The organism is Xanthobacter autotrophicus (assembly GCF_005871085.1).
Lineage (GTDB): Bacteria > Pseudomonadota > Alphaproteobacteria > Rhizobiales > Xanthobacteraceae > Xanthobacter > Xanthobacter autotrophicus.
Map to the genome: position 1 here is coordinate 532,369 of NZ_VAUP01000015.1, position 23,244 is coordinate 555,612.

Annotated in this window: 19 protein-coding genes, 1 tRNA gene and 2 pseudogenes; 16 read left to right on the plus strand and 6 right to left on the minus strand. The window is 64.7% G+C overall.

Features of this window, described 5'->3' with window-relative positions; genetic code table 11:
* The 7 genes and pseudogenes from FBQ73_RS07275 (at position 1) to FBQ73_RS07305 (ending at position 4,202) form a co-directional block, all read left to right on the plus strand.
* Complete coding sequence (locus tag FBQ73_RS07275; protein WP_138398802.1) at positions 1–444, plus strand: hypothetical protein; 444 nt, start codon at positions 1–3, stop codon at positions 442–444.
* 29 nt (positions 445–473) lie between these two features.
* Positions 474–1,340: a 5'-3' exonuclease gene (locus FBQ73_RS07280; protein WP_170218778.1), complete on the plus strand. Its 867-nt coding sequence runs from the start codon at positions 474–476 to the stop codon at positions 1,338–1,340.
* The gene (locus tag FBQ73_RS07285) at positions 1,337–1,822 is read left to right on the plus strand and encodes a DUF968 domain-containing protein (RefSeq protein ID WP_246089607.1); all 486 of its coding nucleotides are present in this window, start codon (positions 1,337–1,339) and stop codon (positions 1,820–1,822) included. The genes FBQ73_RS07280 and FBQ73_RS07285 overlap by 4 nt, the downstream gene beginning before the upstream one ends.
* Positions 1,822–2,313: a hypothetical protein gene (locus tag FBQ73_RS07290; protein ID WP_138398804.1), complete on the plus strand. Its 492-nt coding sequence runs from the start codon at positions 1,822–1,824 to the stop codon at positions 2,311–2,313. Before FBQ73_RS07285 ends, FBQ73_RS07290 begins: the two co-directional genes overlap by 1 nt.
* Positions 2,313–2,477 (plus strand): annotated as a pseudogene (locus FBQ73_RS23495) (helix-turn-helix domain-containing protein); the annotation flags it as partial. The gene FBQ73_RS07290 and the pseudogene FBQ73_RS23495, both read left to right, overlap by 1 nt.
* 23 nt (positions 2,478–2,500) lie before the next feature.
* Positions 2,501–3,661 (plus strand): tyrosine-type recombinase/integrase, encoded by a 1,161-nt coding sequence (locus FBQ73_RS07300; protein ID WP_138398806.1) that lies wholly within the window; start codon positions 2,501–2,503, stop codon positions 3,659–3,661.
* 256 nt (positions 3,662–3,917) lie between these two features.
* Positions 3,918–4,202 (plus strand): hypothetical protein, encoded by a 285-nt coding sequence (locus FBQ73_RS07305; RefSeq protein ID WP_138398807.1) that lies wholly within the window; start codon positions 3,918–3,920, stop codon positions 4,200–4,202.
* A gap of 60 nt (positions 4,203–4,262) precedes the next feature.
* Here FBQ73_RS07305 and FBQ73_RS07310 read toward each other — a convergent pair whose 3' ends face one another.
* Positions 4,263–4,907 carry a transporter gene (locus FBQ73_RS07310; protein ID WP_246089608.1) on the minus strand — a complete coding sequence of 215 codons (645 nt, stop codon included), beginning with the start codon at positions 4,905–4,907 and terminating at the stop codon, positions 4,263–4,265.
* A gap of 793 nt (positions 4,908–5,700) precedes the next feature.
* Between FBQ73_RS07310 and FBQ73_RS07315 the strand changes: the two genes are divergently transcribed.
* The 3 genes from FBQ73_RS07315 to FBQ73_RS07325 all read left to right on the plus strand — a co-directional run bounded on the left by FBQ73_RS07315 (position 5,701) and on the right by FBQ73_RS07325 (position 7,773).
* The gene (locus FBQ73_RS07315; protein ID WP_138398809.1) at positions 5,701–6,537 is read left to right on the plus strand and encodes a hypothetical protein; all 837 of its coding nucleotides are present in this window, start codon (positions 5,701–5,703) and stop codon (positions 6,535–6,537) included.
* Between the two features lie 79 nt (positions 6,538–6,616).
* Positions 6,617–7,243 (plus strand): chromate transporter, encoded by a 627-nt coding sequence (locus FBQ73_RS07320; protein WP_138398810.1) that lies wholly within the window; start codon positions 6,617–6,619, stop codon positions 7,241–7,243.
* A complete protein-coding gene (locus FBQ73_RS07325) occupies positions 7,240–7,773 on the plus strand; it encodes a chromate transporter (protein WP_138398811.1) in 534 nt (177 codons plus the stop codon). The genes FBQ73_RS07320 and FBQ73_RS07325 overlap by 4 nt, the downstream gene beginning before the upstream one ends.
* Before the next feature lie 132 nt (positions 7,774–7,905).
* Here FBQ73_RS07325 and FBQ73_RS07330 read toward each other — a convergent pair whose 3' ends face one another.
* From FBQ73_RS07330 to FBQ73_RS07340, 3 genes are all read right to left on the minus strand, one after another.
* Complete coding sequence (locus tag FBQ73_RS07330; RefSeq protein ID WP_138399028.1) at positions 7,906–8,346, minus strand: DUF192 domain-containing protein; 441 nt, start codon at positions 8,344–8,346, stop codon at positions 7,906–7,908.
* A gap of 107 nt (positions 8,347–8,453) precedes the next feature.
* The gene (locus FBQ73_RS07335; RefSeq protein WP_138398812.1) at positions 8,454–9,032 is read right to left on the minus strand and encodes a cold-shock protein; all 579 of its coding nucleotides are present in this window, start codon (positions 9,030–9,032) and stop codon (positions 8,454–8,456) included.
* A gap of 132 nt (positions 9,033–9,164) precedes the next feature.
* Positions 9,165–9,935: an SIR2 family NAD-dependent protein deacylase gene (locus FBQ73_RS07340; protein ID WP_138398813.1), complete on the minus strand. Its 771-nt coding sequence runs from the start codon at positions 9,933–9,935 to the stop codon at positions 9,165–9,167.
* Positions 9,936–10,054: 119 nt separating this feature from the next.
* Between FBQ73_RS07340 and FBQ73_RS07345 the strand changes: the two genes are divergently transcribed.
* Together FBQ73_RS07345 and FBQ73_RS07350 are read left to right on the plus strand one after the other, a co-directional pair.
* Complete coding sequence (locus FBQ73_RS07345; protein ID WP_138398814.1) at positions 10,055–10,477, plus strand: VOC family protein; 423 nt, start codon at positions 10,055–10,057, stop codon at positions 10,475–10,477.
* 168 nt (positions 10,478–10,645) lie between these two features.
* Positions 10,646–10,720 (plus strand) — tRNA-Glu (locus FBQ73_RS07350).
* 558 nt (positions 10,721–11,278) lie between these two features.
* Here FBQ73_RS07350 and FBQ73_RS23460 read toward each other — a convergent pair.
* Positions 11,279–12,328: pseudogene (locus tag FBQ73_RS23460) on the minus strand (recombinase family protein); the annotation flags it as partial.
* 916 nt (positions 12,329–13,244) lie between these two features.
* On the opposite strand from FBQ73_RS23460, the gene FBQ73_RS07365 reads away from it, so the two are divergent.
* The 4 genes from FBQ73_RS07365 (at position 13,245) to FBQ73_RS07380 (ending at position 20,772) form a co-directional block, all read left to right on the plus strand.
* Positions 13,245–15,383, plus strand: a complete 2,139-nt coding sequence (locus FBQ73_RS07365) for an ABC-three component system protein (RefSeq protein ID WP_138398816.1) — start codon at positions 13,245–13,247, stop codon at positions 15,381–15,383.
* A 65-nt stretch (positions 15,384–15,448) separates the two neighbouring features.
* Entirely contained in the window at positions 15,449–16,024 is a 576-nt protein-coding gene (locus FBQ73_RS07370) for an ABC-three component system middle component 1 (RefSeq protein WP_138398817.1), read from the plus strand.
* Positions 16,021–19,113 (plus strand): AAA family ATPase, encoded by a 3,093-nt coding sequence (locus FBQ73_RS07375; protein ID WP_138398818.1) that lies wholly within the window; start codon positions 16,021–16,023, stop codon positions 19,111–19,113. Before FBQ73_RS07370 ends, FBQ73_RS07375 begins: the two co-directional genes overlap by 4 nt.
* Before the next feature lie 399 nt (positions 19,114–19,512).
* Complete coding sequence (locus tag FBQ73_RS07380) at positions 19,513–20,772, plus strand: hypothetical protein (RefSeq protein WP_138398819.1); 1,260 nt, start codon at positions 19,513–19,515, stop codon at positions 20,770–20,772.
* On the opposite strand, the gene FBQ73_RS07385 is transcribed toward FBQ73_RS07380, so the two are convergent.
* Complete coding sequence (locus tag FBQ73_RS07385) at positions 20,769–22,871, minus strand: DUF3363 domain-containing protein (protein ID WP_138398820.1); 2,103 nt, start codon at positions 22,869–22,871, stop codon at positions 20,769–20,771. The genes FBQ73_RS07380 and FBQ73_RS07385 overlap by 4 nt on opposite strands.
* Between the last annotated feature and the right edge of the window lie 373 nt (positions 22,872–23,244).

A 23,244-nucleotide genomic window follows, 5' to 3' on the forward strand; every position in this document is an offset into this window, starting at 1 on the left:
ATGGCTGACACCTTCCTGCTGGAGAAGACCCCGCGCGGCTTCGTCCCGGCATTCCCACAGGACGCCGACGATGCCTCGGCCATTCCCATGGGGACGCAGCTCTGCGTTTCCATGCCGAACAAATCGGGCAAGGCGAACCGCTTCTTCTGGGCGCTGATGACCCATGCCGGCAACGCGCTGGGCATCGACAAGCGCTCGCTCGCCACCGAACTGCTGGTGAAGCTTAATCGCATCGAGGCCTTCCAGTTTACCGACGGCAGGATGCAGGTCGTGCCGCGGTCGATCGCGGCGATGAAGGTGGACGAGTTCCGGTCCTTCCTCGACGAGGCGATCCTGCTCCTCATCACCCACCACCTGCCCGACATGTCCCGCGACCGGCTTCTCGCCGAGGTCCTGCGCATGTGCGGGGTCAGCTATGCCGACATCATGGGAGGCCGCCGGTGACATTTCGCCCAATCCAGGCCGACGACCATGTGCTGCTGATCGACGGCTCATCCTTCCTCTGGAGGGCTTTCTATGGTGCTCCTCCTGTCACACGGCGCAGCGACAGGCACCCTGTGGGCGCCATCTCCGGCTTCTGCTGGATGATGTGGACGCTCCTTCACGAAACGTCCGCCGTACCGCCGGCATCGCACCGCGCCGTGATTTTCGATGCCGGGCGGCGGAACTGGCGTCACGACATCCTCGCCTCCTACAAGGCGAACCGAAATGAGCCGCCGGACGACATCAAGCGGCAGTTCAAGCCGGTCCGCGCCGCCTGTGCCGCTCTGCCGATCCCTTCCGTAGAGCTTGCCGGCTACGAGGCCGATGACCTGATCGCCACCTACACCCGCAAGGCCGTCGCGTCGGGCGCCGGCGTCACCATAGCCACCGGCGACAAGGACCTCGCTCAGCTGGTGGACGATCGGACGGGCGTTTGCCTCTACGACGCCAGCAAGGGAAGGACGATGCGTGAGGCCGAGGTGCTTGAGCGCTTCGGCGTGCCGCCGGCTGGCGTCCTCGACCTGCTCGCCCTCGCGGGCGACACCACCGACAACATCCCCGGCGTTCCCGGCATCGGCGCCAAACGTGCCGCCGAACTCGTCAGCCGGCACGGCAGCCTCGAAGACATCATCGCCGCGGGCACCGCCCGGAAGGAGAAGCAGGCGGCCAAGGTGGCCGATCACGCCGCAAGCGCCCGCATCAGCCGCTCGCTGGCCACGCTCGACACCGCCGTGCCTGTGCCTCTGGCACTCGCACACCTCGGCGCGCAAGAGCCGGACATGGCGGCCTTTGCGGCGTTCCTCAATGAATGGGACCTCGGCGGCCTCGCCGAGCGGCTGAGTGCGAGGGCCGCATGATGGCGCTCCGCATCGTCCCCGAAGGTGGCTGGCCGCCGATACCCCAAAAGACAGCGCATCCCGACCGCGCCAGAAAGCCGGCAAGGGAGCGTGGCCGTCAGGAAGACCCTGCGCACCTGGCGCTTATCCGAAAGCTGCCGTGCCTCGTCACTGGGTCTCGGGAGCGCATCGAGGCGGCACACATCCGGATGTCCGACGCGGCGATGGGCAAGCGCAACGCCGGTGTTGGGGCCAAGCCGTCCGATTGCTGGACTGTCCCGCTCTCGGCCGAGAAGCACCGCGAGCAGCACGAAGGCAATGAGCGCTGGTTTTGGGAGCGCCACGGCATCAACCCCCTCCGTGTCGCTGAACGGCTCTACGACCTGTCTGTGGCCCTCCGGGGGCTTGGACGGCCGGAAGCGGAAATCGTGCAGGCGCTCACCGCCATTGTGAACAAGGCGCGGGCCGAAGCCACGGGCGAACCAATCGGACGGGGGAAGTGATGACCGAGACCATCGACACCGCCGCGCTGGCGCTCAGAGTGGCAGACGACATCACCCACGAACTCGCGTCAGACAGCATCGAATCCATCCTACCGATCATCCTTTGCTTTCACGATGCCGAAGCCCGCGCGCTCGCTGCGCTCCTGCGTGGGGTGGTGGACGGGCGCGAGGCTTGGGAGTGCATGTCGTGCGGGCGCCTCTCGTATCGGCCGGAGGGCGACCTTCGCACCATGCAGGCCAACGGCTACGTGGGCTGCTGCCCTGAACGGAAGCTGCGCGCCGTCCGCGTCATCTCGCCCGCCCCGCCCCCGGAACCCGCGAAGACCGAGGCTATCGACACGCTAACCGACGTGCAGTGGCTCAAGAAGTGGACGACCGAAACCGGAGACGTTCTGAAGGGCCTATGGCGAGAAGAGTTCTTGAAGACGGTAAGGTTCGTCGAGCGTCACAACCTCTCCGCCCTCGCCGAGCACGACGGGCGGGAGGGATGATGAGCAAGCTCCTCACCGTCGATCAGGCGGCCGCGCAGATCGGGGTCTGCCCCCGCACCCTGCTTGAGCTGACCCGCCGCGGGGAGATAGCGTACATCTCGGTCGGGCTGGGGAGGGTGCGCCAACGGCGCCTGTACCATCCGGACGACATCGCCGCATTTGTCGCCCGGCGCCGGAGCATTGACCAATGTCCGTCTACAAGCGCGGGGACAGCCCGTTCTACCATTACGACTTCCAGCTCAAAGGTCGTCGCTTTTTCGGCTCTACTGGCCGCGGAACGAAGCCAGAAGCTAAACAGTATGAGAAAGACCGACGAGACGAAGCCAGGGCGCTGATCGCGTCAGGGGTTACGCCGGGTGAAAACCTGACGCTGGATGATGCCGCCGGCCGGTTCTGGCTGGAGCGAGGGAAATATTACCGTGGACAGGCCGGCGTCACCTTCAAGCGCTCGCTGGAATGGCTGGTCCTGCATGCCGGGAACCGACGCCTGACGGACTTCGGAAACGCCCTTGTTGCAGAGCTTGTGGCAAAGCGTCGCGGACAACCGCCGCTCTTGCCGAAGAAGAATGCGCGCGCCAAGCGCCCGATCTCCAACGCCACCGTCAACCGAACCGTCACCGAGCCGCTGCGGCGCATCATGAACCGCGCGCGGGACGCGTGGGATGTCCCGGTTGGAAAGGTCGCGTGGGGAATGCACCTTCTGCCCGAACCCAAGGAACGGGTGCGCGAGCTGCGCGAGCACGAAGAGACGGCCCTCAACCAGGCGATACGAGACGACTACCTCCCGGCCCTTGGATTCTTCGTCGTATCCGGATGCCGCCTGAAGGAGGTGGTGGCCCTGAAATGGAAGGATATCGATTGGGGAGCCCGCACCATCTCGATCATGGGCAAGGGCGACAAGCCGGACGTGATCCCGCTCACATCCGAGCTACGCAGCATCCTGTGGCCCCTCAGCGGGCACCACCCCGAACACGTTTTTACCTACGTCGCCCAGAGGTCGCGAACGATCCAGAAGACGCACCGCATGATCGAGAAGGGCAAGCGCTACCCGATCACCTATGAGGGGTTGAAAACCACATGGCGCCGCCAGGGCGCTCCGGCCGTCGATGACTTCCGCCTGCATGACACCCGCCACACCGCGGCCACCCGCCTGCTGCGCGAGGGCGGCAACCTCAAACTGGTCCAGCGCCTGCTCCGCCACGAGGACATCGCCACAACGGCCAAGTACGCCCACGCCCAGGACGAGGACCTGCGCGCCGCCATGGAGGCCGTGTCAAAGTCCCGAGTAAATCACCGAGATGATGCCGACGACGCGGAAAATGTGAAGGGGAAGCAGCGACTTAAGTGATGCAGCGCACGTGCTCCCAAAGCAGATGCGCTACCAGGCTGCGCTATGCTCCGACGGCGTTGTCGCCTGCGCTGTTCGTATCGTTTCGGCGCGGACGACGCAAGGTTGCCCAAGCGGACGAACCCTGCTCGCGGCGCGTCCCGCTTGATTTCCGCAGCTGGCGCGCCGAAAGCTGAGGCACCGCCGGTCTCTCTCCTTTTCGGGGCGCGCCGACCGATTTGAACGATTGTGTTTGCTCTTCAACGGGGATTTTCAGATGGCGTCCGATGCCGAGCTGACCGAGTGGCTGAGCTCGATGATCAAGGCGCTGGGTACCGCCCAGGCCCATACTATGGTGCAGCATTTCATTCTGCGGGACATCGTGATCCAGATCGCCGGCCAGCAGGACCGACCGGAAGCGTTCGTCGCCTCCATGTTCGAGCGGGTGAGCATGCTGGTTGACCAGTGCGAACTTGCCGGCAAGCCGGAGATCGAGGCCGAGATGCGCTGGTACTCCGAATCCTTCTTCACCGCCGCCGGCAAGGCGGTGGCGCAGCCGTAACCCAGGATCCATCCTTAAACCGGGAACCCGGCCGGCGCCCCCCTGCCGGCCGGGTCGCGTTTACTTGTGGAGCAGGGCGGTCTGCGTCGGCGGGGGATTCCACAGCGGTACGATGACGCGACCCCAGACCCGGGTGTCGTTACCACCATAATTCTGCTGGTAGACGTCGGTGGTGAGATAAGCCTGCGCGATCACCGGCCCGAAGTCGTAGCCGACAAGGCCGCCGACCGCGAACTGGCTCTGCTTCTGGTAGAAGGCGGTCGGATTATTGAGATCCGTCGAGTAATAGGCCACCGGCCCGATCTCGAACTTGCCGAACTTCTTGGTGGCGGTGAGATCCACGTTCAGGAAGTTGGGATTGATGGTGTCGGTCACGCCCTGCGCCTGGATGCCCCAGATGGCATTGGCGGTGAGATTCCAGCCGTCCGCCGTATAGCTCACGGCGAAGCGTTGGTTGAAAGAGGTGGAATCGAAGGCCACCCCGGTGTTCACACCCAGATAGAACCCGGCCAGATAGCTGAAGCCGAACCCGTTTCCAAGATCCCAGGCGATCTGGCCGGCAAAGAAGGGATTGTAGAAGCCGGACGTCGATGGCCCGTTGTCGACGTTCACCTCGATCATCGGCAAGGCGGTGAGCAACTGGACGCGCCCGCCGAACAGGAAGACCGGCGTCGCCCAGGCCAGAACCGGGATGGTCACACCCACGCAGGTGGACTCCGGAGAGGTGTTACGGCACCCCCAATCGGCCGTATTCACGAAATAGGCGCCCTCTGGAAGGGGGGCACCGACTGCGAGACCGACCGTTTCACCAGGCTGAGTAACCGATCCCGCATGCGCGGGCACGAGTGCGGCAAGGGACAACAGTCCTGCTGCCGCCATTCTTGCGAATGTCGTCATGTTTTCCTCCGAAAGGCGTGAGCCCTTCTCCGGGTCCCACCGGTGGGCTCTTCGCTGGCGCTTCCTCAGGCGCTTTTGCGCCGGACTCTTATCGTCCGAAGGAGGGTCGAGCCCCCTTGCGGCTGCTGCAGCGGACCGCCCGCAATGAAGCGGACGCGACTTTGCTTCTGCACCCCGGATGACAACCGGAGAGCACGCGCTTGCGGCGGGGAATGCTGCGGCAGCGTGTCACGACCTTGGCGGCGCGGGGTTCACCCGCTCAATGCCGCCCGAGACCTTCGAGGATATCCGGCCATCCCGGCACCGGGTCCTTGAAGCCGAAGCAAGAATCTACATAGCTCACAATTTGGGCATCAGCCACAGGGTTCACGTTCGCGAGAGTGTCATCCCGATTAAAAACCACGCACTGTTGCGGAACCATCACAATAACCTTACGGCAGCAGGGACGGGCGCGTGCATGGGCTGGCGACAGGCTGCCGGGGGAGTGGACTTCTCCATCAACCGGACGGAAGCTGCTGAAACTGGCTCCAGATTCCTTCCGCGTGCGAGCCGGGATCGCTCACGTCTCCCGTTTTCACCAACTTACGCGGCACGGTTCCCCATGCAGGACATCCATTATCGGGAATACAAAATCCTCCTGCGACCCGAGCAGTTCTACGCGCCGAAAAGGTTCGAGGACTATTGGAACGAGGTGAAGAACGTCGCGAAGAAGCATGGCGTTGGCGTCAAGACCAATGAGAACGCATTTCAACGCATGGTGCGCGAAGTCCTCTTCTACGACACGCCCAATTACGACCTCTACAAAAACTCGTTCATCCTGCGCAAGCGCACCTTCTACGACGACGGCTGGCCGCGCCCGGAACATGAGCTTGCCGTCAAATACCGCAGCCCCGACCGTGACACCTGCACGACCGTGGACATGGTGCCGCGAATCGTCGGCCAGGTAGAGGTGAAGTTCAAGGAGGAGATCCTGCCGCTCAAGGACGGGCTCGGCGGCATGCGCTCGCTTTATTCCCACAATTGCATCGTGATCTCGCCGGGCGTGGTCCTCAACCAGGGGCTGAGGGACATCATCACCGTGTTCCCGGTCATGGCCCGGGCGGACGTGGACGGCGACACCAAGATCGATCTCGTGAACAACATGGCGGTGGAAGAGATCCAGGTAGACCCTGGCCACTTCGATTTCGGCCACGGCTTCGACGCCAAGGCCACCATCGCCATCTGGCGTAACCGCGCCTCGGAAACCTCGCTGGTGGGCGAGTTCGCCTTCCAGGCGAAGTTCCAGCACTACGACGAGGTCCACCAGAAGGCCAAGCGGCTGTCCGAGGACTTTTTCCGCGACGTGCAAACGCTCGCACCGGAATGGGTCCAGCTCGGCACCACCAAGACCGCCATGGTCTACGGCATCGGCGCAAAGCAGGTCGCGCACAGCGAATGACCCTGGGCAGGGGCGCCTGACACGCCCCTGCCGGCCCGACCTCCCTGCCCTCGCCCTGCCGCATCGCGCCGGAGCCGCCATGAGCGCACCACAGCCATCCCTCTCACCCGAAGCCGCGCCGCCGGCCGCACCCGGCGCCGCGCGGGTTTCCATCTCCGAGATTTTTCTGACCTTCCTCGTCATCGGCGCCACCAGCTTCGGCGGTGGCGTGGTCGCCTATCTGCGCAACGCCCTCGTGATTTCCAAAGGCTGGCTCGACGAGGAGCAGTTCATGACCGCCCTCGAAATCTCCCAGGCCCTGCCCGGCCTCAACGCCACCAACATGAGCGTCATCGTCGGCGACCGGTTGCGCGGCCCCGTTGGCGCCATCGCCGGCTTCCTGGGCATGACCCTACCTGGGGGCCTCCTGGTGTTCGCGCTCGGCGTCTTCTACGCCTCCAATCACGGCAACCCGGCCATGCACAGCGTGCTGGCCGGCATCGGAGCGGCGTCCGTCGGGCTGCTCGCCGCGGTGACCCTGCAAATCGGTCACAAGCAGCTGGAGCACTTCACTGAACTCGCGCTGGTGGTGATCACCGTGGTGATGGTGAGCTTCCTGCACATCTCCCTACTGGCGGTGCTGCTGACCGTGCTGCCGCTCGCCCTGTTCATCTACCGGCCGCGCAGCGACGACCGTCCCAAGATCCCCGAGGAGGAAGCACCATGAGCCAGTCCAATTCGGACCTGAGCCTGCTCGGCGTCTTCTCCCTGCTGTCGTTGCTGGCCATCGGCGGTGGCACGGCGGTGCTGCCGGAGATGAAGCAGCTCACGGTGGAGGCTCACCATTGGATCACCGACGGCCAGTTCCGCGACATCTACGCCCTCGGCCAGGTGGCGCCGGGCCCGAACATGTTGATGGTAATCGTCATCGGCTATCACGTGGCGGGAACACCGGGGGCGCTCATCGCCTTCGCCGGATTCTTCCTGCCGGCCTCCACCCTCGCCCTGGGCGCGTCCCGCCTGTGGAATCACTTCGAGGGGTCGCCTTGGCGGCTTGCCTTGCAGAATGCGCTGGCGCCCATCGTGGTGGGGCTCATGGCGGCGGGCATGATCGCCATCGCCCGCACCGCCATAACCGGCACCGAGACGACGCTGCTGGCCATCGCGGTGTTCGCGCTCCTGTATTTCGGGCCGAAGATCAACCCGGCGCTGCTTATCCTCGCCGGCGGGGCAGTGGGCTATCTGACGCTGTCTTAGAGCGTTTTCCAGCGAAGTGAGTACCGGTTCGCGTGAAGAAAACACGTGAACACAAAGCTCTAGAGCAACTTCCGTGAGCTCGGGCGAGCGGAAAACGCTCTAGGCTCCCCGCCAGCAGGCGGCGCGCGCCACCTATTTTCCGGAAAAGACCGGATGCGCCACCCGGTCGCCGGCCTTGATGCCGAGCTTGCGGGCCTGGCCGCCTGCGATCTCCAGCACCGCCCGCACCGGCTCGCCGGAGGAGATGGTCTCGGTGGAGAGCGGAGTGGTCATGACGGCGATGCGGGCGATGCTCCCGTCCGCCCGGATGAACAGCATGTCGAGGGGGATGTAGGTGTTCTTCATCCACATGTAGACGGGCTGGTCCACCTTGAAATCGAACAGCATGCCCGCCCGCTCGCCCAGCGACTTGCGATACATGAGGCCGGTGGTGCGCTGCTCGTCGGTGCGGGCCACCTCCACCTCGAAGGTCACCACGCCCTTGGACGACGCGATCTCCAGCGCCTCGAGGCTCGCCGCCTGCGCCGCCGGGGCTGGCTCCGCCCACGCGGGTGCAAGGGGGGCAATGGACATGGCAAAGGCGAGCGCCAGAATCACTCTGCCAGCAATCCGTCGGCCCAAAAGGCGGCTCTCTCCCGGCGCGGGGCGCGCGCCTGTCTTCAAAATGGCGAATGGCATGATCAGGTGTTCCCGCTGGGACCGGTATCGGCCTTCACTTCGGCGGCCATGAGGCCCTTGTCGCCGTCGCCGTAGCGCACCATCACCGTCTGGCCCGGTCGCAGCTCGGTGAGGCCGTGGCGGCGCAGCGTCTCCATGTGGACGAAGATGTCCGGCGTCCCCTCCCCCTGGGTGAGGAAGCCAAAACCGCGCAGGCGGTTGAACCATTTCACGGTGGCGGGCTCGAAGTCGCTTTTCGGCTCCACCATGGTGCGGGTGCGCGGCTGGGGCGGCGCGGTATGGATCGCGGTGCTCAGGTCGAGGGAGAGCACACGGGAAGCCTGTCGGCCCTTGGCCCGCTGCACCGCCTCGCAGACCACGCGGGCGCCTTCCATGGCGGTCTGGAACCCGTCGCGCCGCAGGCAGGTGACATGAACGAGCACGTCGGGGCCGCCGTCGTCCGGGACGATGAACCCGTAGCCCTTGGAGGCATCGAACCATTTGATGGAGCCGATGACCTCGACGAGCCCCTCGGGCTCCTCGTGTCCGTCCTCCGAAGAGCCGGCGGTCCGTGGCCCCAGCCCCAGTGCGTCAGACCCCATGACCACCCCGACCTTACACGCGGCCGCGCACGCTTTGCCGCGCCGCTGTCAGGATAGCAACTCGCCAGGGCTTCGCCCACCCTCTTCACGCGCCTCTTCGCTCGCGGCATCGTTCCGCGAGAGCCTGCGGCGTCATGCGTCCTGCGCAAAGGGCGCGAGCAGGTCGCCAATCTCGGCCCGCACCACAAGATCGGCCATTTCGTCGAAATCCGTGGGCTCGCGGTTGAGGATCACCAGCCGTGCACCCTTCTTCTTGGCCTTCAGCGGAAATCCGGCCGCCGGAAACACCACCAGGGACGAGCCGATGACGATGAACAGGTCGCACTGCCGGGTCAGTTCGTCCGCCCGTGCCATCTCGGCCTCGGGCATGGCCTGGCCGAAGGAGACGGTGGCCGCCTTCACGGGGCCGTCGCAGGCCGGGCAATCGGGGGCGGAGCCACCGGATGCTTCGAACCGCTCCTTCACCCACTCCAGCTCATAGCGCGTGCCGCACTCAAGGCAGGTGGCATAGGTCCCATTACCATGCAGTTCGATCAGAGCTGCATCGGGCACGCCGGAGGTCTGGTGCAGACCGTCGATGTTCTGGGTGATGATGCCTTTAAGCCGCCCGCGTCCGTGGAGCCACGCGAGCGCCCGGTGGCCACGGCCGGGACGGGCGGAGGCAAAGGCCTCCTCCATGGCGAACTTGCGCCGCCACGCCTCGTTCCGCGCCGCCTTGTGGGCGACGAAGACATCGAACGGGATCGGTTTGTTCTGGGCCCACAGCCCGCCCGGGGAACGGAAATCGGGAATGCCGCATTCTGTCGAGAGGCCGGCGCCGGTAAAGGCGACGGCGCAGGACGCCTGATCGAGAAGTTCGGTCAGGCGTGCCTGCGCACCCTTGAGATCGGTGTCAAAGATCATACCTCAGCAGCGCCAGCACCGGCGCCCTCCACTTGCCCCAACGGCGCCGGCTTCACCGGCCGGCGGCGACCCTATCCCCATCCGGAGCGCCGCGCTCCCTCCAAACGACGAGAACGCCAATGCGCTTTTTGCACACCATGGTCCGCGTGACCGACATCGACCAGTCGCTGGATTTCTTCTGCAACAAGCTGGGGCTGAAGGAGGTCCGCCGCAAGGAGGTGCCGCAGGGGCGTTATACCCTCGTCTTCCTCGCCGCTCCCGGCCAGGAGGACGTGGCGGAGATCGAACTGACCTACAATTGGGATCCCGAACCCTATGGCGAGGGCCGCAATTTCGGCCATCTCGCCTTCGAGGTGGAGGACATCTACGCCACCTGCGAGCGCCTGCTGGCGGGCGGCGTCACCATCAACCGGCCCCCGCGCGACGGCTACATGGCCTTCGTCCGCTCGCCCGACAACGTCTCGGTGGAGCTGCTGCAGAAGGGTGGCCCCAAGCCTCCGGCCGAGCCCTGGGCCTCCATGGCCAACACCGGCAAGTGGTGAGCTGAAGCCGCGCGAGAACGAGCGGCCCCGTTTGGGCAGACTTTGGCGCCGCTTGCCGATGCCGCCGGAAGTCGGCTTTGGAAATCTCCCATGCGACCCTTGCGGACGCATGGGCCTCCCCCTATAAGGACGCGCACTTCGGATCGCTCCTGTGAACCGAAGCGACGCGCGCCCTTCGTCTATCGGTTAGGACGCCACCCTTTCACGGTGGAGAGAGGGGTTCGACTCCCCTAGGGCGCGCCACTTCCGTACAAAACCGCGAACACCCGGCTGGGTGGCTCGGTCGGCGAGTACGGCTCTCTCCAGCACCGTCCTTGATCCGTGGATGCGAACGACGTGTGGGTCGACTTCGACGGCGTCGATCAGCGAGCGCAAGTAGGCTTTGCGGAACGGTACCTCGCCATTCGTAATGTTTAAGCGCATGAGCTGCCCGAAGCGGGCTAGCTTGTCCGCATCAAGCCGGCTTGCGGCTGCGCCCTGATTCTCGATCCGCTCCAGCGCTGAGTGCGCGCGTTCCCGATCTGCCTTGAGCTTGGCGATTTGCTCCTTGAGCATGTCGTCTGGTTCTGCGATGCCGTCGGCGACGAGCTGGTAGAGCCGCCGGAGCTTGTCTTCCGCGGTCGTCCGTTCGCGAGAGAGTTCGTCGAGCCGCGCCTGAACCTCGGCATCGGCTTTCACCCGCCGGTCGACGACGGACTGCAGCAGCGCCTCAAGCCGCTCGGGTATCAGCACGCGTTCGGCCACATGGCGTGTCACGAGATGGTCGAGCTTCTCCATCGGCACCGCTTGCCCCTTACAGGCAGACTTGCCGACCCGGCCGGAGGTGGAGCAACTGTAGTAGCGATAGACCCTGCCGCTTTTCGATGTGCCGGTGCGCAGCGTCATGGCGCTGCCGCAACGGGCGCAGTAGGCCAGCCCCGTCAGCAGGATCGGACCTGAGATGACACGTGGCGGGCTGTTGTGCGGACTCTTGGCCCTGAGCGCCTTCTGCACCCTGTCGAAGGTTCGGCGCTCAAGGATGGCCGGCACGGCGATCGGGATAACTTCGCGCTGCGGCTTTACCTGACCGGTCTTGGAGCTTCGCTTGTTGAAGCTCCACTCTCCGACATAAACGGGATTGGTCAGGATCCCGTGGATGGTGCCGACGCCATAGCGGGCTCCGAGGCGGGTGCGATAGCCTTTGGCGTTGAGATGCTTGGTAATCTCCTTGATGCCCATGGGGCCCGATGCGCCATCTCCCTGAAGGTAGAGACCGAACATCAGCCGCACGAGCTCGGCTTCGACGGGATCGACGACGATCCGTTTCTTGACGCGATGGCCCCGCTTCTCAACCTCTTCGAGGGTGAAGCCAAGCGGAAGGCGGGAGCCGTTATAGAAACCCTGCCGGGCATTCTCCTTCATGGCTCTCAGCACATGCTTGGCGTTCTCCCGGGACTGGTACTCATCGAACAGGGCGATGACCTGCCGCATCATGACCTGAGCCGGATCATCGCCAAGTTCCTGGGTGATGGAGATGAGCCGCACGCCGTGCTTCGCGAGACGGCGGATGTACATCTCCAGCCCAAAGGCATCGCGGAAGAAGCGGCTGAAGCTGTGGACTACGATGACGTCGAAGGGACGATCATCGTCGCAGGCCCGCTCGATCATACGCTGAAATTCGTGCCGGCTATCGTCCATGGCCGAGGCGCCCGGCTCCACATACTCCGCGACAACGGGCCAGCCCTGCCGTTCGCAGTAGGCGGCGGTCTGGAGGCGCTGGTCTGGGATGGAGAGGTCAACGTCGGCCTGCCGTGTGGTCGAAACCCGGAGATAAAGCGCGGCGCGGCTGGTGATCGGCGAGGTGACGTTCATTGTCCGGTCGTCTCCCTTCTGGTCGAGCGCGACAGCACCGTCACCTAAGGAGCGTATCAATCTCCCACCTGAGAAAGGCTTCGATCACGTCGACTTCGTAAGGAGTGACCGGGATGGATGATGGCCAGTCGTCGGTGACATGCAGTGCATCCGAATCATGCTCGCCTGAGTCCGGCGTTGCAAGGCTTTGGCAGACATTTCGAACGGTGCCAGCACCGCGGTCGGGGCTAATGGGGAAAGCTATAAGAGCCTTGCATGCCAATTGCCGTGGCGCATTGCTGCCCGGCTGGGCTGCTGATTTCTGCCGGCTAGGAGGGCGTGACGGGTGCATGCACGCAGGATCGCGGGGATCCCTCAATTGGCAAACAGTCCAATTCTACGCCGTACAGCTGCGGCGTACCGCGTCGCGAAAATACCTGGGAGAGGCGGCGCAGATGCGTTTCAGGAAAACTGGGTGAACGAGCGCTCTGGCGGATAGCTCTGAACTTGACCCATCAGCGAGTTCGGAAGGTCCGATAGGCGGGACCTCGTCGGCCACCTCGCGCCTTACTGCGGGATCGGCTTCGAAGCAGCTGCGCAGTCGTTGCGCGCCGCCGAACGATAGCGGTAGTATCCGACCCGACTTGCGCCTCCGCTCAACCCTGCATTATGCCGGAGGGGCGTAGGAATTCTCCTTTCAGATCCGGGCCTCATGATTCCCCCTAGTGCTCCCGACTTTGAGAGCTGGCTCGATCTGTGCCGGGACCCGGCGCACGACGGCCTCTACTTTCTCGGGCCTCGTCAAAGTCGCATTACGTTTTACTCTCAGCAGGTCAGGGCCCTGCGGCTTGTCCACGCGCTCACGGCGACCGGTAAGCTCAAGTCAAAAGAGAAGGTCGCTGTTGTTGGTGCTGGCGCTGCAGGGACGACAGTTGCCATGGCCTTCGCCTTGGCGGGGGCCGAGGTCATCCATTACTCGAACTCCGGCGGCGCCTTTCAGCTGCAAAGCGCTTCTCCTCGGCTGCTTCACCCTCATGTTTATGAATGGCCGGATCTAGGATCTCTAGACCTCCGCGCTGGCCTGCCGATCCTAGACTGGTCGGCTGACCCAGCTGGCGAAGTCATCAAGCGTCTGAAAAAGGAGTTTGAGGCGGCCCAAGTCCATTTGAAGTCGAGCTTGGTTTCCAAACCAGGCACGTTGGAATCGGTGGCCGCAGGCAAACACGGGTGGGAGCTTACCTTCGCTGGTACGGCCGATCTGGTGTTCTTTTCCAAGGTCGTCCTGGCGATGGGTTTTGGCGAAGAGGCTGTCCTGCCAGGCGCAGAAACTCTTGGCTACTGGAGTCCCGGCAACCTCAGTGCCGCAGCGATCGAGGCCGCACCCGAAGTCACCTATCTTCTGAGCGGCACGGGCGACGGCGGGCTCACCGACCTGATGTCATTGCTGATCGACGACTTTCAGCATGTCGCCTTCGCGGAAGAGGTGCTGGGCCGGTTCAATGGAGACGCGCTAACGCGCGCTGCAGAGGCGGCATTCGCAGGGCAGACTCTGGACAGCGACCTGAAGAGCGCGTTCGATACACATATTCGCCCGGCGCTCGCAGCAGCGGAAGTCTCCGCATGGCTGCAAACCCGCCTGCGGATGGATCGCCGGCTGACCCTCAACAGCTCGGGGCCGGTTTTCGCTTTTGGCCGCGCTGCGCGTCTCAATCAGGTGCTCGCATATGCCGTCCTCGAAGCGGCGACGGACGCCGGCCGACCCGTTAACCTAACCCGAGGTACCGTCGAGTCGATCACGGTGGAAGTGAAAGAGCGGAGCGTCGCCTTCAAAACGGGCGGGCCGGGAACGGTGGTCGCGGATCACGCCATCCTGCGTCATGGTCCAGAGACCGCGGCCCGGTACGCGTGCGCGAAGGTGCAATACGACGCCTATCTAGCCCACTTGAAGATTACCCTCCGTAACAAACCTGAGCTTGGCGTCCCGCCGCGCCTGGATCCGCAGACGTTCAAGTTCTTCGACGAGCGGCGGATCAGCGCCTTGGTTCAAGGGCCTGCGGCCGCGGACCAGACGAACGCCGCCGCCCGGGGCGAAGCCACGGTGTTGGTCGGGGTCGATGAGGCCTCAAAGCGGCTGTTTGAAAAAGGGCGAGTGAGCCTGGCGGATATCGCGGAGCGCTGCGAACGCGGAGATCCGTACGAAATTCACCTGGTTTGCTCGCCTTCGGAGTTCCCGGAGGCCGAAGCGCTCGTTCGCTTGGCGGCAGCCAGCGCCGGTCGCATTACCTTGTCGGCCGACGCTACTGTTCAACACGACTGGTCTAAGCTGTCGGCGCACATCACGGCCCAACCTCCTCCGGTCATCAGCTATCGTCCGGTGGCCCTGCCGGTTGTCAACTTGGACAGAACCATCGACTTGTGCCTGCTTCGGTTGTTGGATCGGGGTCTGGTGTCGGTTGTCGCAACCTCGAAGGTCCCCGGCGTCGGCGTCCTCAGCCCCGAAATCGCCGGGGCCTTGAGCGCGACCTGGATGACTTGGCGAACGGAGCTCGTGGCAAACCCTGTCCTATGTTCCAGCTTTCTGCGATGGCTCTACAGCGTTGACCCCCACGGCCGCACGCCATGGAGCGGCGATCACGTGGCCACCGCCGACCTCGTGGCTGCGCTGGTATATATGTTGGCCACCCATCTTGGGGAAAAGCTACATCCGGCGTCCCCGGGTCGCGGCAACCTTGAACTCGTTGACCGGGGGGTGGCCCTCGGCAGCGGTTGTCGATCGCTTGCCAATGAAGAACTGCGAGACCGCTCGGATGCGGAGCAGTGGGGTGTCGAAGCGCTCATCCTGGCCGGCACGAGCGAAGTCGATATCGTCGAGCCGTTCGACCGTCTCGGTGCCGACGCGGCCTCTGGCAGTCTCAGAGCCGCCCGCCGGGTCAAGCCAGCCCTAATCCAGAATAGCAAGGCCTGGAGCCGGCGGTTGGCGGCGAGTCTCAGCGAGTGGACCGCTGCGGTCGAGGCTGAGTTCGCCGCTATGAGAAGGCGGCAGAAGGCGTCCCTCGAGGAGGTGACCAAGTCATGACTCTTAGTGAGTTCTGCGATCGCGTCCTTAACGCCGCCAAGAGCGCTGGGCGCACGGCGACCCGAGTGGACGACTATGCCGCCCGCAGCTTTCCAAGTAGTAATGACGATATCTCGCCGGTGAAGTCGGGTGAGGTGGTCGGGCTGCAGCTGGGCTCCTATCCGGTGCTCGCGGCGACGCTTCAGCTCAACGACCGGGCGGCGCTCACTGCGCGTCTCAAGGCGCTTCACGGACAAGTGGTCATCGCCCGCTCGTATATGCGTCCCGCGGAAGTCATCAACGCGCATCTGTTTCTCTGTGCTACCGAATCTGGCGTCGGCGACTGGGAATCTATCGTCGATATTGCCGAGCGCGATGAATCGGTCTGCCGCAAGGTAGTTTGGGTGCCGGCCTTGGACGATTTGGACAAATCCTTTGATGCATTTGTCGCGCGCACCTTCCTCGCGAGGCCATGGGACGGCGACGACGCCGTCCTCGATGCGCCCTTGGACCATAATCGCCACGTGGTTCGGAGCGCGCTGATTGCGGCCGGGTTGGATCCTGCGATGGCAACTCGTTGGGAGCAATTGATCGATAAGACTACCGACGATCCTGATGTGCTCGTAGCCAAGCTCGTTGCGTTGATGGAGCCGAAGCCATGAGCGACGATCTCTTCCTAACGCGGTTGAGCTTGAAGCATTTTCGCAACTTTGCGACGCTTGACGTCGAGTTGGCGCCGCAACCCGGCGTGATGATTGTTCAGGGCTCCAACGGCCTTGGAAAATCGTCGCTCTTTCAAGGCATGGAGTGGCTGCTCACCGATCAGATCGAGCAGTTTCGGCTGGTCGACAAGAGCCGCGTCAGAGCGAGCTACCTGTGTCGATGGACCAAGCCGGTGGCGGAGCCGACGGCGGTCGTCATGGGCTTTTCCGATGGCGTGACGCTGACGCGCGAGCTGGCGACGCCCAAGTCCAAAACATCAAAGCTCTCGGGTCATGAGGATCTTGCGGCGTACCTTACGGCGCCAGACTGGGAGGCGACCGTAGGCGATCTGGGTCACTATCTGCTGCTTACCCATTTCCTGTCGCAATCAAACCTCCCCCGGTTGGCGCACCGGGATGGGCCAGTCTTGTTCGACATTCTAAAGGACGCCGCTCAAAGCCGACGGCCTGAAGCAATCGCCAAGGCGCTTCACGGCGCAGGCACAACCCGGCCTGCACGGGCATTCAAGGCGCTGAAGGACAAGGTCGACGCCGCAGCGGCGGCCCTGCGGTTGCTGCTCGATCAAGAACAGGCTGCCTGGGCTGATGCGCAGGTCTCTGGCGCGCTCGACGACGGGCAGCGGCGGGCGCTTGGACTCACGATCGTGGGGTTAATCCAGGCAGCGGTTCCGTCAAATGCCCAAGCCGACCCGGATGTCGGACCCATCGCGCTCGCCGCGCGCCTGGCTGAAGGGCGGCAAGCCGTGGAACAGCGATCGCTCGCCCTTGCGCGCGCCAAGGCGCTCTTGACCGAACGCCGGGGTCTGCAGGTGGAGCGATCGACGGCAGAGCAGGTCATTGGCGCCGCCGAGACGCGGCTCGCGGCGCTGATCGAGGCAGCGGAGGACGCGAGCGAGCGTACGGCAACGGCCCGGTCGAAACTTGAGACACTAGTCGCCCAGCTTGCTGCCGAAGGCGCGCGCCTAGCCTCCCTGCGAGAGCTATCGGACGCTGAGATCGCGCTGCAGCAATTGGCGGCGCAACCGGCGTCACTGGTGGCGACGCAGGCGACCGCTCAGCGCCTGGCCGCTGAGACGCAGATTGGCCGCCTCCAACGCCGTCGCCAGATCGAGAATCGCCTAGGCTCGGAGCGCGACGCGCTCGCGGGAGAGATCGAGCGCGTGGTGCGGCAGAAGCAGGCTGTCGACACCCTGCGGTCCGCCGACCTTCGACTGACCGATTTGCATTCCGCCCTGACGGCCCTGCGCGCCGAGTACCCCGACCTTGAGGCGCGTCTCGAAGCTGCCGAGGTCGCGGAGACGCAGGCCGCTGCGGTGGCAGAGGGCTTGCAGACCGCGCTGTCGACCATGACCGGAGCTGCTGATGAAATTACCGAGGCAGTGAGCACGATAGTCGCCAATCTCGGTCCTGAAGCCTGCGGTTGCCCAGTCTGTGCGACCGAGTTTCCGGATCCCTCGGTGTTGCGCGCCCGCGCCCAGGCCGCAGCTGATCGTCTCGCGCCCGCTATCCGTCAGCAACAGGCGCAGCTCGAACAGGCGAGCGCCCAACATCGTGAGCGAGTCGCGCGACGGAACCACCTTTGCCTGGCGAAGGCGCGCGTCGACGAAGCCGAGGCGGCGCTTGAGGCCGAACGGCTCGAGAGAGAGGGCTTTCGGCGCAGAGCCGAGGCCGAGGGGGTCGCTGACAGTGCCGACCTCACCCGCGTTGCGGACGCCCTAGCGCAGTTGATTGAAAGCTTGGAGCGCAGACTGCGGCGACGGTCGCGCTGGCGCGCGATGTTGGGAGCGGTCGACGCCGCCGCTGCAACCCAGAGCGCCGTCCGGCAGCGCGACGAGGCGGTGCGGGTCATCGAGGCGGAAGGCCGCGCACAGGCGGATCGAGACCGCCGCCGGTCGCAGCTAGAGGCCGACGTCGTCCGCATTTCAGTGGCCTTGTTCGGAGGGGACAAAGCCAACCTGGAAGCGCGGGCTGCGGAAGTGACCCGGCTCGAGACCTCGTCTGCCGGCGCGCGGGTTCAGCAGGTGTCTGTCCAAGCTGAACTCGCCGCGGCCGAACAACTCGGGACACTGCTGACGCTCGAGCGCGTCGAGCTTGAGGCGCGGCGGGACGAGACTCGACAGACCCTTCGGACGCTCGACACGCGCTACGCCGCGCAGTCCGTGGAATGGTCGTCCTTAGGTCTTGGTGGTGAACTCGGTGACGCGGCGCAAGCGGCGATTGACCGCGAGGAGCAGGCACTCATGTCAGGGCGAAACGCCTTGGCCGACGCCGGGGCGCAACTGACCCGTTTGCGCGAGGCGGCCACAGCTTGGTCTAAGCAAGGCGCCCATAAGGAGGCGCTGGAGAGACTTCGCGCGCATGTTCACGGCGCCGCCAACCATACCCGCGAGCAGATCCGCACCGCGTCAACAGCCGAATTGAAGGCGCTGGTCGAACGGTCGGCGCTGATTGCTCGTACCAAGGCGATTGCGGCTCAGGCCAGCACAGCGATCGAGGGGGAGCTGAGCACCTTCAACGACGAATACATTCAGCCGCTCGCGCGGCTGATGGTGCGAGTCAACCGCGCTATCCTTTGTGATCCACGGATCGGCGTAGAGTTTCGCATCGACGGCAACGCCGTCAATCAAGCGGCGGTGAAGGGCGACCTGATCCCGACGGATCGCGGCGGCATCAACCCTCTGCTGGTCCACAGCGAAGGCCAGATGGCGGCCCTCGGTGTCAGCCTTCTCTGCGCCGCCAGCCTGACCTTTCCGTGGTCGCGCTGGAAGGCGTTGGTTCTGGACGACCCCCTGCAACACAACGACGCAATCCATGCATCCGCGTTCGCCGATTTCGTTGGCAACATCGTTCTTGATCGGCGCTACCAAGTACTGCTCACAACCCACGAGTTGTCCCAGGCGGAGTTCCTGCGCCGCAAGTTTCGGGCGCGAGACATACCATGCACCCTCGTCAACCTTCTGGGGGCGGGCGAGGGTGGCGTCCAACAGGCCATCCAAGGCCCCGAAGCGCCTCGGGCGGCAGTGGGCTAGGCGGAATGCGCCTAAGCCTTTGTTTGAGGAGATGGTGGACGCCGATCGTCTGCTGCCATGAAGCGCGCTTGCTGCTAACGGTCTGCTTCTCGCGCGCGTGAATGTCCGGTGCTGCCGCGCTTCGACCGCACAGACATTCTCCCTCACTCGCCGAGACTAGAAAGTCGCCCACACTCCGCCTTACGCGATGGCCAGCCCCTGCCGGTCTGCCGCGGCTGGGTCAAGGCCGTAGCCGAGTGAGCGGTGGCGCGAAGCGCCAGCCTTGATGCGGCTGCGGCGGACCGGCCTACTGGTCCTGCGCGGAGGCGCTTTTCTGTGAATGGCGTTAGTCGCCCGGCGGAGATGTCATGGATCGGCGATAGATTGCGGACTTCCCGTTGACGTCGCCCGCATATCCGCATGATTGCCCACGTTACCCGCCGCGAGATGTACGATCTCGTTTGGGCAGAGCCGCTTGAGGCCGTTGCTGCCAAGCTCGGCATTTCGCATTGGCGGCTGAAAGATCTCTGCGTCCAGCATCGCGTGCCGCTGCCGACGGCGGCCTATTGGCGTGGCCGAGCGGCCGGAAAGAGCCCGAGGCAGACGATCTTTGCCTCCTCCGCCGATCCCGCCGTCGAGCTCATCAGCCTCGACCCGACGAGCCCGTCAGATCCCGTCATCGAGGAGCGCCTCGAACGGACGCGCAAGGCAGCGATCGCGCCACGCCGGCTTTTGAAGCCGCGAGAGCCGAACACACGGACGATAGACTGGAGCCGGATCGACAAACCCCACACTGCCGTATCGCTGACCGCCCATACGCTGCGCCGCGCCAAGCCGGATCATGACGGCATCATCGCCATTAGCGGGGAAGGCCTGCTGTCGATGCGGCTGGGAGCCGGTTCGATCGAGAGGGCGATCTTCATTCTCGACAGCATCGCGCGCGGGCTGGAGGCGCGGGAGATGTCTTGCACCTTCGCGGGCAAGCACGTCGAAGTCCGCCGGGGCGTCGACAAGGTCCCCTTCATCCTGGCGGAGACCATCAAAAGGCGAAAGCACGAGCCGACGGTCGATGAGCTAAAGGCGGAGGAGCGCTATCGGCGCTCGGCTCGCTACCGTGATTGGGATTTCTCCTACGAACGCCAATATCCCGAGTTCGATTACATCCCGAGCAGTGAACTGACGATCGCGATTGAAGCCTGGAGCACAGACCAGCGCCGGCGCAACTGGCGGGACAACACCCGTGCGACCCTGGAGGCCCAACTCGACTCCATCATCGAGGAACTCCACGGCTGGATCGACTACCGGCGCGATGACCGTCTCAAAGACGAGCGCAACGCACGCCTCCGCCGCCGCGCGGAAGAGAACCGGAAGCGGACCGAGGCGCGCACCAAGCGTGAGAAGGAGCGCGACGATCTGCTCGACGAGATAGTCGAGATGGGCCGCAACGCCGACCAGCTGCGCTCCTGGATGGCCTGGGCAGATGGGATCGAGGATGCCGAGACTCAGCGTATGCTAAGCTGGGCGCGCCAGCGTCTTAGTGAACTAGAGCGTGCGCTCGATCCCGCTTCGTTTGGCGATTGGCTGCGTGAGCGCACGCTGTTCCCGGAAGTCGATCCCTTCGCTCCTCTGCCAGCCGATCCCGATCTGGAGACGCCGCCGCCGCAGGGGGACGCGACCTAAAGACCCAGCCCCCGGTTTCGGCCAAGGCGCCACTCAACACCGCCGTCGCGGGAGACGCCGGAGATGTGCCGGCCGATCTGCTTCTCCAGCACCGGTTGCCAGGGCACGAGCTGGAAGCCGAGACCATTGTCGATCATGGCGAAGCGCCCGCTGACCAGATTGACTGAGCCGGCGAGCCGGCCGGACACATACTCGCCCGGTTGGCTGGGGGTGTAGGCAAGGCCGCGCTCGGCCGCCATCGCCCGTCCGACGCGGTCCACCTCGACAGCCTCAAGCCGGGCGAGGATGTCGCGCGGCGCCCGTACGGTGCCGTTCTCCAGCCGGACAGCATGACCCTGATCGACGAGGCTCTGGCGGCGGCGCTCCAGAGCTTCGCCCACCTCGCGGCCGAAGCCCACGTCGGAAAGCTCCGTGCGCTGGCGCGAGGCCAGTTCCCGGTCGAGCCAGGTAGAGCCGTCGCTGCCCACCTGCTGGTCGAGATCGAAGGCCAAGAGCGTGCGGACCCCGAAGTCCTTCCTCGCGGTGCGTGCATCATGGGCGATGCCGCGCTCAGGCAGGTCCTCCGGGATCTTCCAATGGTCGGCGTCGATGCGCTCGACATGGCCGGCGCGGCGCAGTGATTCCAGCCGGCGTACATGGGCGCGGATGAAGGCATCCGGATCGCCGCGCTGCTGCTCGATCGCCGGGCGCGCCGCTTCCAGATGCTCGCTCGGCCGATAGATGCCATTGTTTGCCTCGGCCATGGTGGCGATGTTGAGGTCCGCCGGGCGCGGGTCGGACTTTGTCGGCAGCGGGTCCAGCGCGATGATGTGGCCGCGCTTGATGTCTTCCAGCCGGGAGGCATCGCTGGTCTCGACATGATGGGTGCGTCCGTCCACACCGTCGATGACCAGATAGACCCGCTCGCCCATCTCATCGCCAGCCAATCCCTTGTCGAGCACGCGTCCGACGAGGGCATGAGAGATGCGGTTGCCATGGGTGACGTATTGCGCGGCGCCGCGCTCGTCCGCGAGGCCGTGATCGGCCAGCGCACGGTACATGGTGCGCAGGATGTCCTCGCGCTCACCCATCGCCCGCAGCGTGCTCTCGGCCCGCTCGGCAATGCTCCAGCGTCCTGGCTCGATCTCCTCGGCAACACCAAAGCTCTCCAGCCGCTTGATCCGGTCGATGAGAACAAGCCGGCTGGTCCGCACGAGGTAGCTCTCGCCAGCGTCCGGCCGCAGATCGAGGATGCCGTGCTCGCGCTGCTCGGCGATCATCATCCGGTCGAGCCGGGTGAGGCGATCGGCATCCACCTCATGACGCAGCTTGTTCTGCAGTTCGACCTCGGTCTGCGGGCCGAGTTCCAGCGTCATCAGCTCGCTCGCCCGATGGCGGATGCCATGGGCGATGTAGTCGCCGGCGATGTTGAGGATACGCCCATCATCCAGCACGCCGCGTACGAGGATATGGCTGTGCGGGTGGCCCGTGTTGTGATGATCGACGGCGATCCAATCGAGCCTGGTGCCGAGGTCGTTCTCCATGTGCCGCATCAGGTCACGAGTGAAGCGCTTCAGGTCGCCGAGCTCAGTGGCATCCTCCGGCGCGACGATGAGCCGGAATTGGTGGCGATCGTCCTGGCTGCGCTCGACGAAGGCCCTGGCGTCGATCTCGTCCCCGAACGCCGAGTAGGCGCGGCCCTTCTCGCCGTCGCGAGTCACGCCGTCACGTTCGAGGTAGCGCAGATGCGCGCCGACCGCGCCCACGGACAAAGCGCCGCGCATCTTCGGCACGCGGGCGCTCTTCCCCTTCCCGGCAAGCCTCACCACCCGCGCCTTGACCACGACGCGGCGGGAGCGGAACCGGCCTGAGGAACCCGACTGCCAGCCGCCGCTATCGCGCGGCAGCGACGCCATCAGCTTCGCGCCCCGTCCCCGCGCATTGAACCGGCCACCCACTTCCCGGGCAACCCCGCCACCCGGCCGCGCACCGCCGCCGGCGTCGCGCGCGGCGATCAGCGCCTGCCGAACGAAGGGCAGCTCGTGGGTCTTCAGCCGCGTTCCCCGGCTTCGCGGCCGGCCCGGTTTGATGCGAAAATCATCCTCGTCGCGGCGTGTCATGACCGCAGGTTTGGCCGCGCAGGTCAGGCCTGCAAGTCGAAAAACAGCCTATCAAAGTATAGCGTGGAAACGTCGGTTATGGCGAGCTAGCGGCGGAGCGTACATTGCGCATGCGCGCGAAAACCAGAAACCTATCAACGATTTGAACGGTAGCTGCGCACATCCGCACCTTCCAAAAACCGCTTTAGATCCTTTTTCCGGAGCGGAAAACAACGTGGAGACAACAAATTAGGGGCACAGCCCGCGCGGATTGAAAATCCGCTTTATCTTGCCGTCCTTCCCTCTGTTTCTGCACCGAAGGACTTAAGCTACCCAGGCGTGCCGAATATACTACGAAGAACCAATCGAACAATGTCAGCTGCCGTCAAGGGCC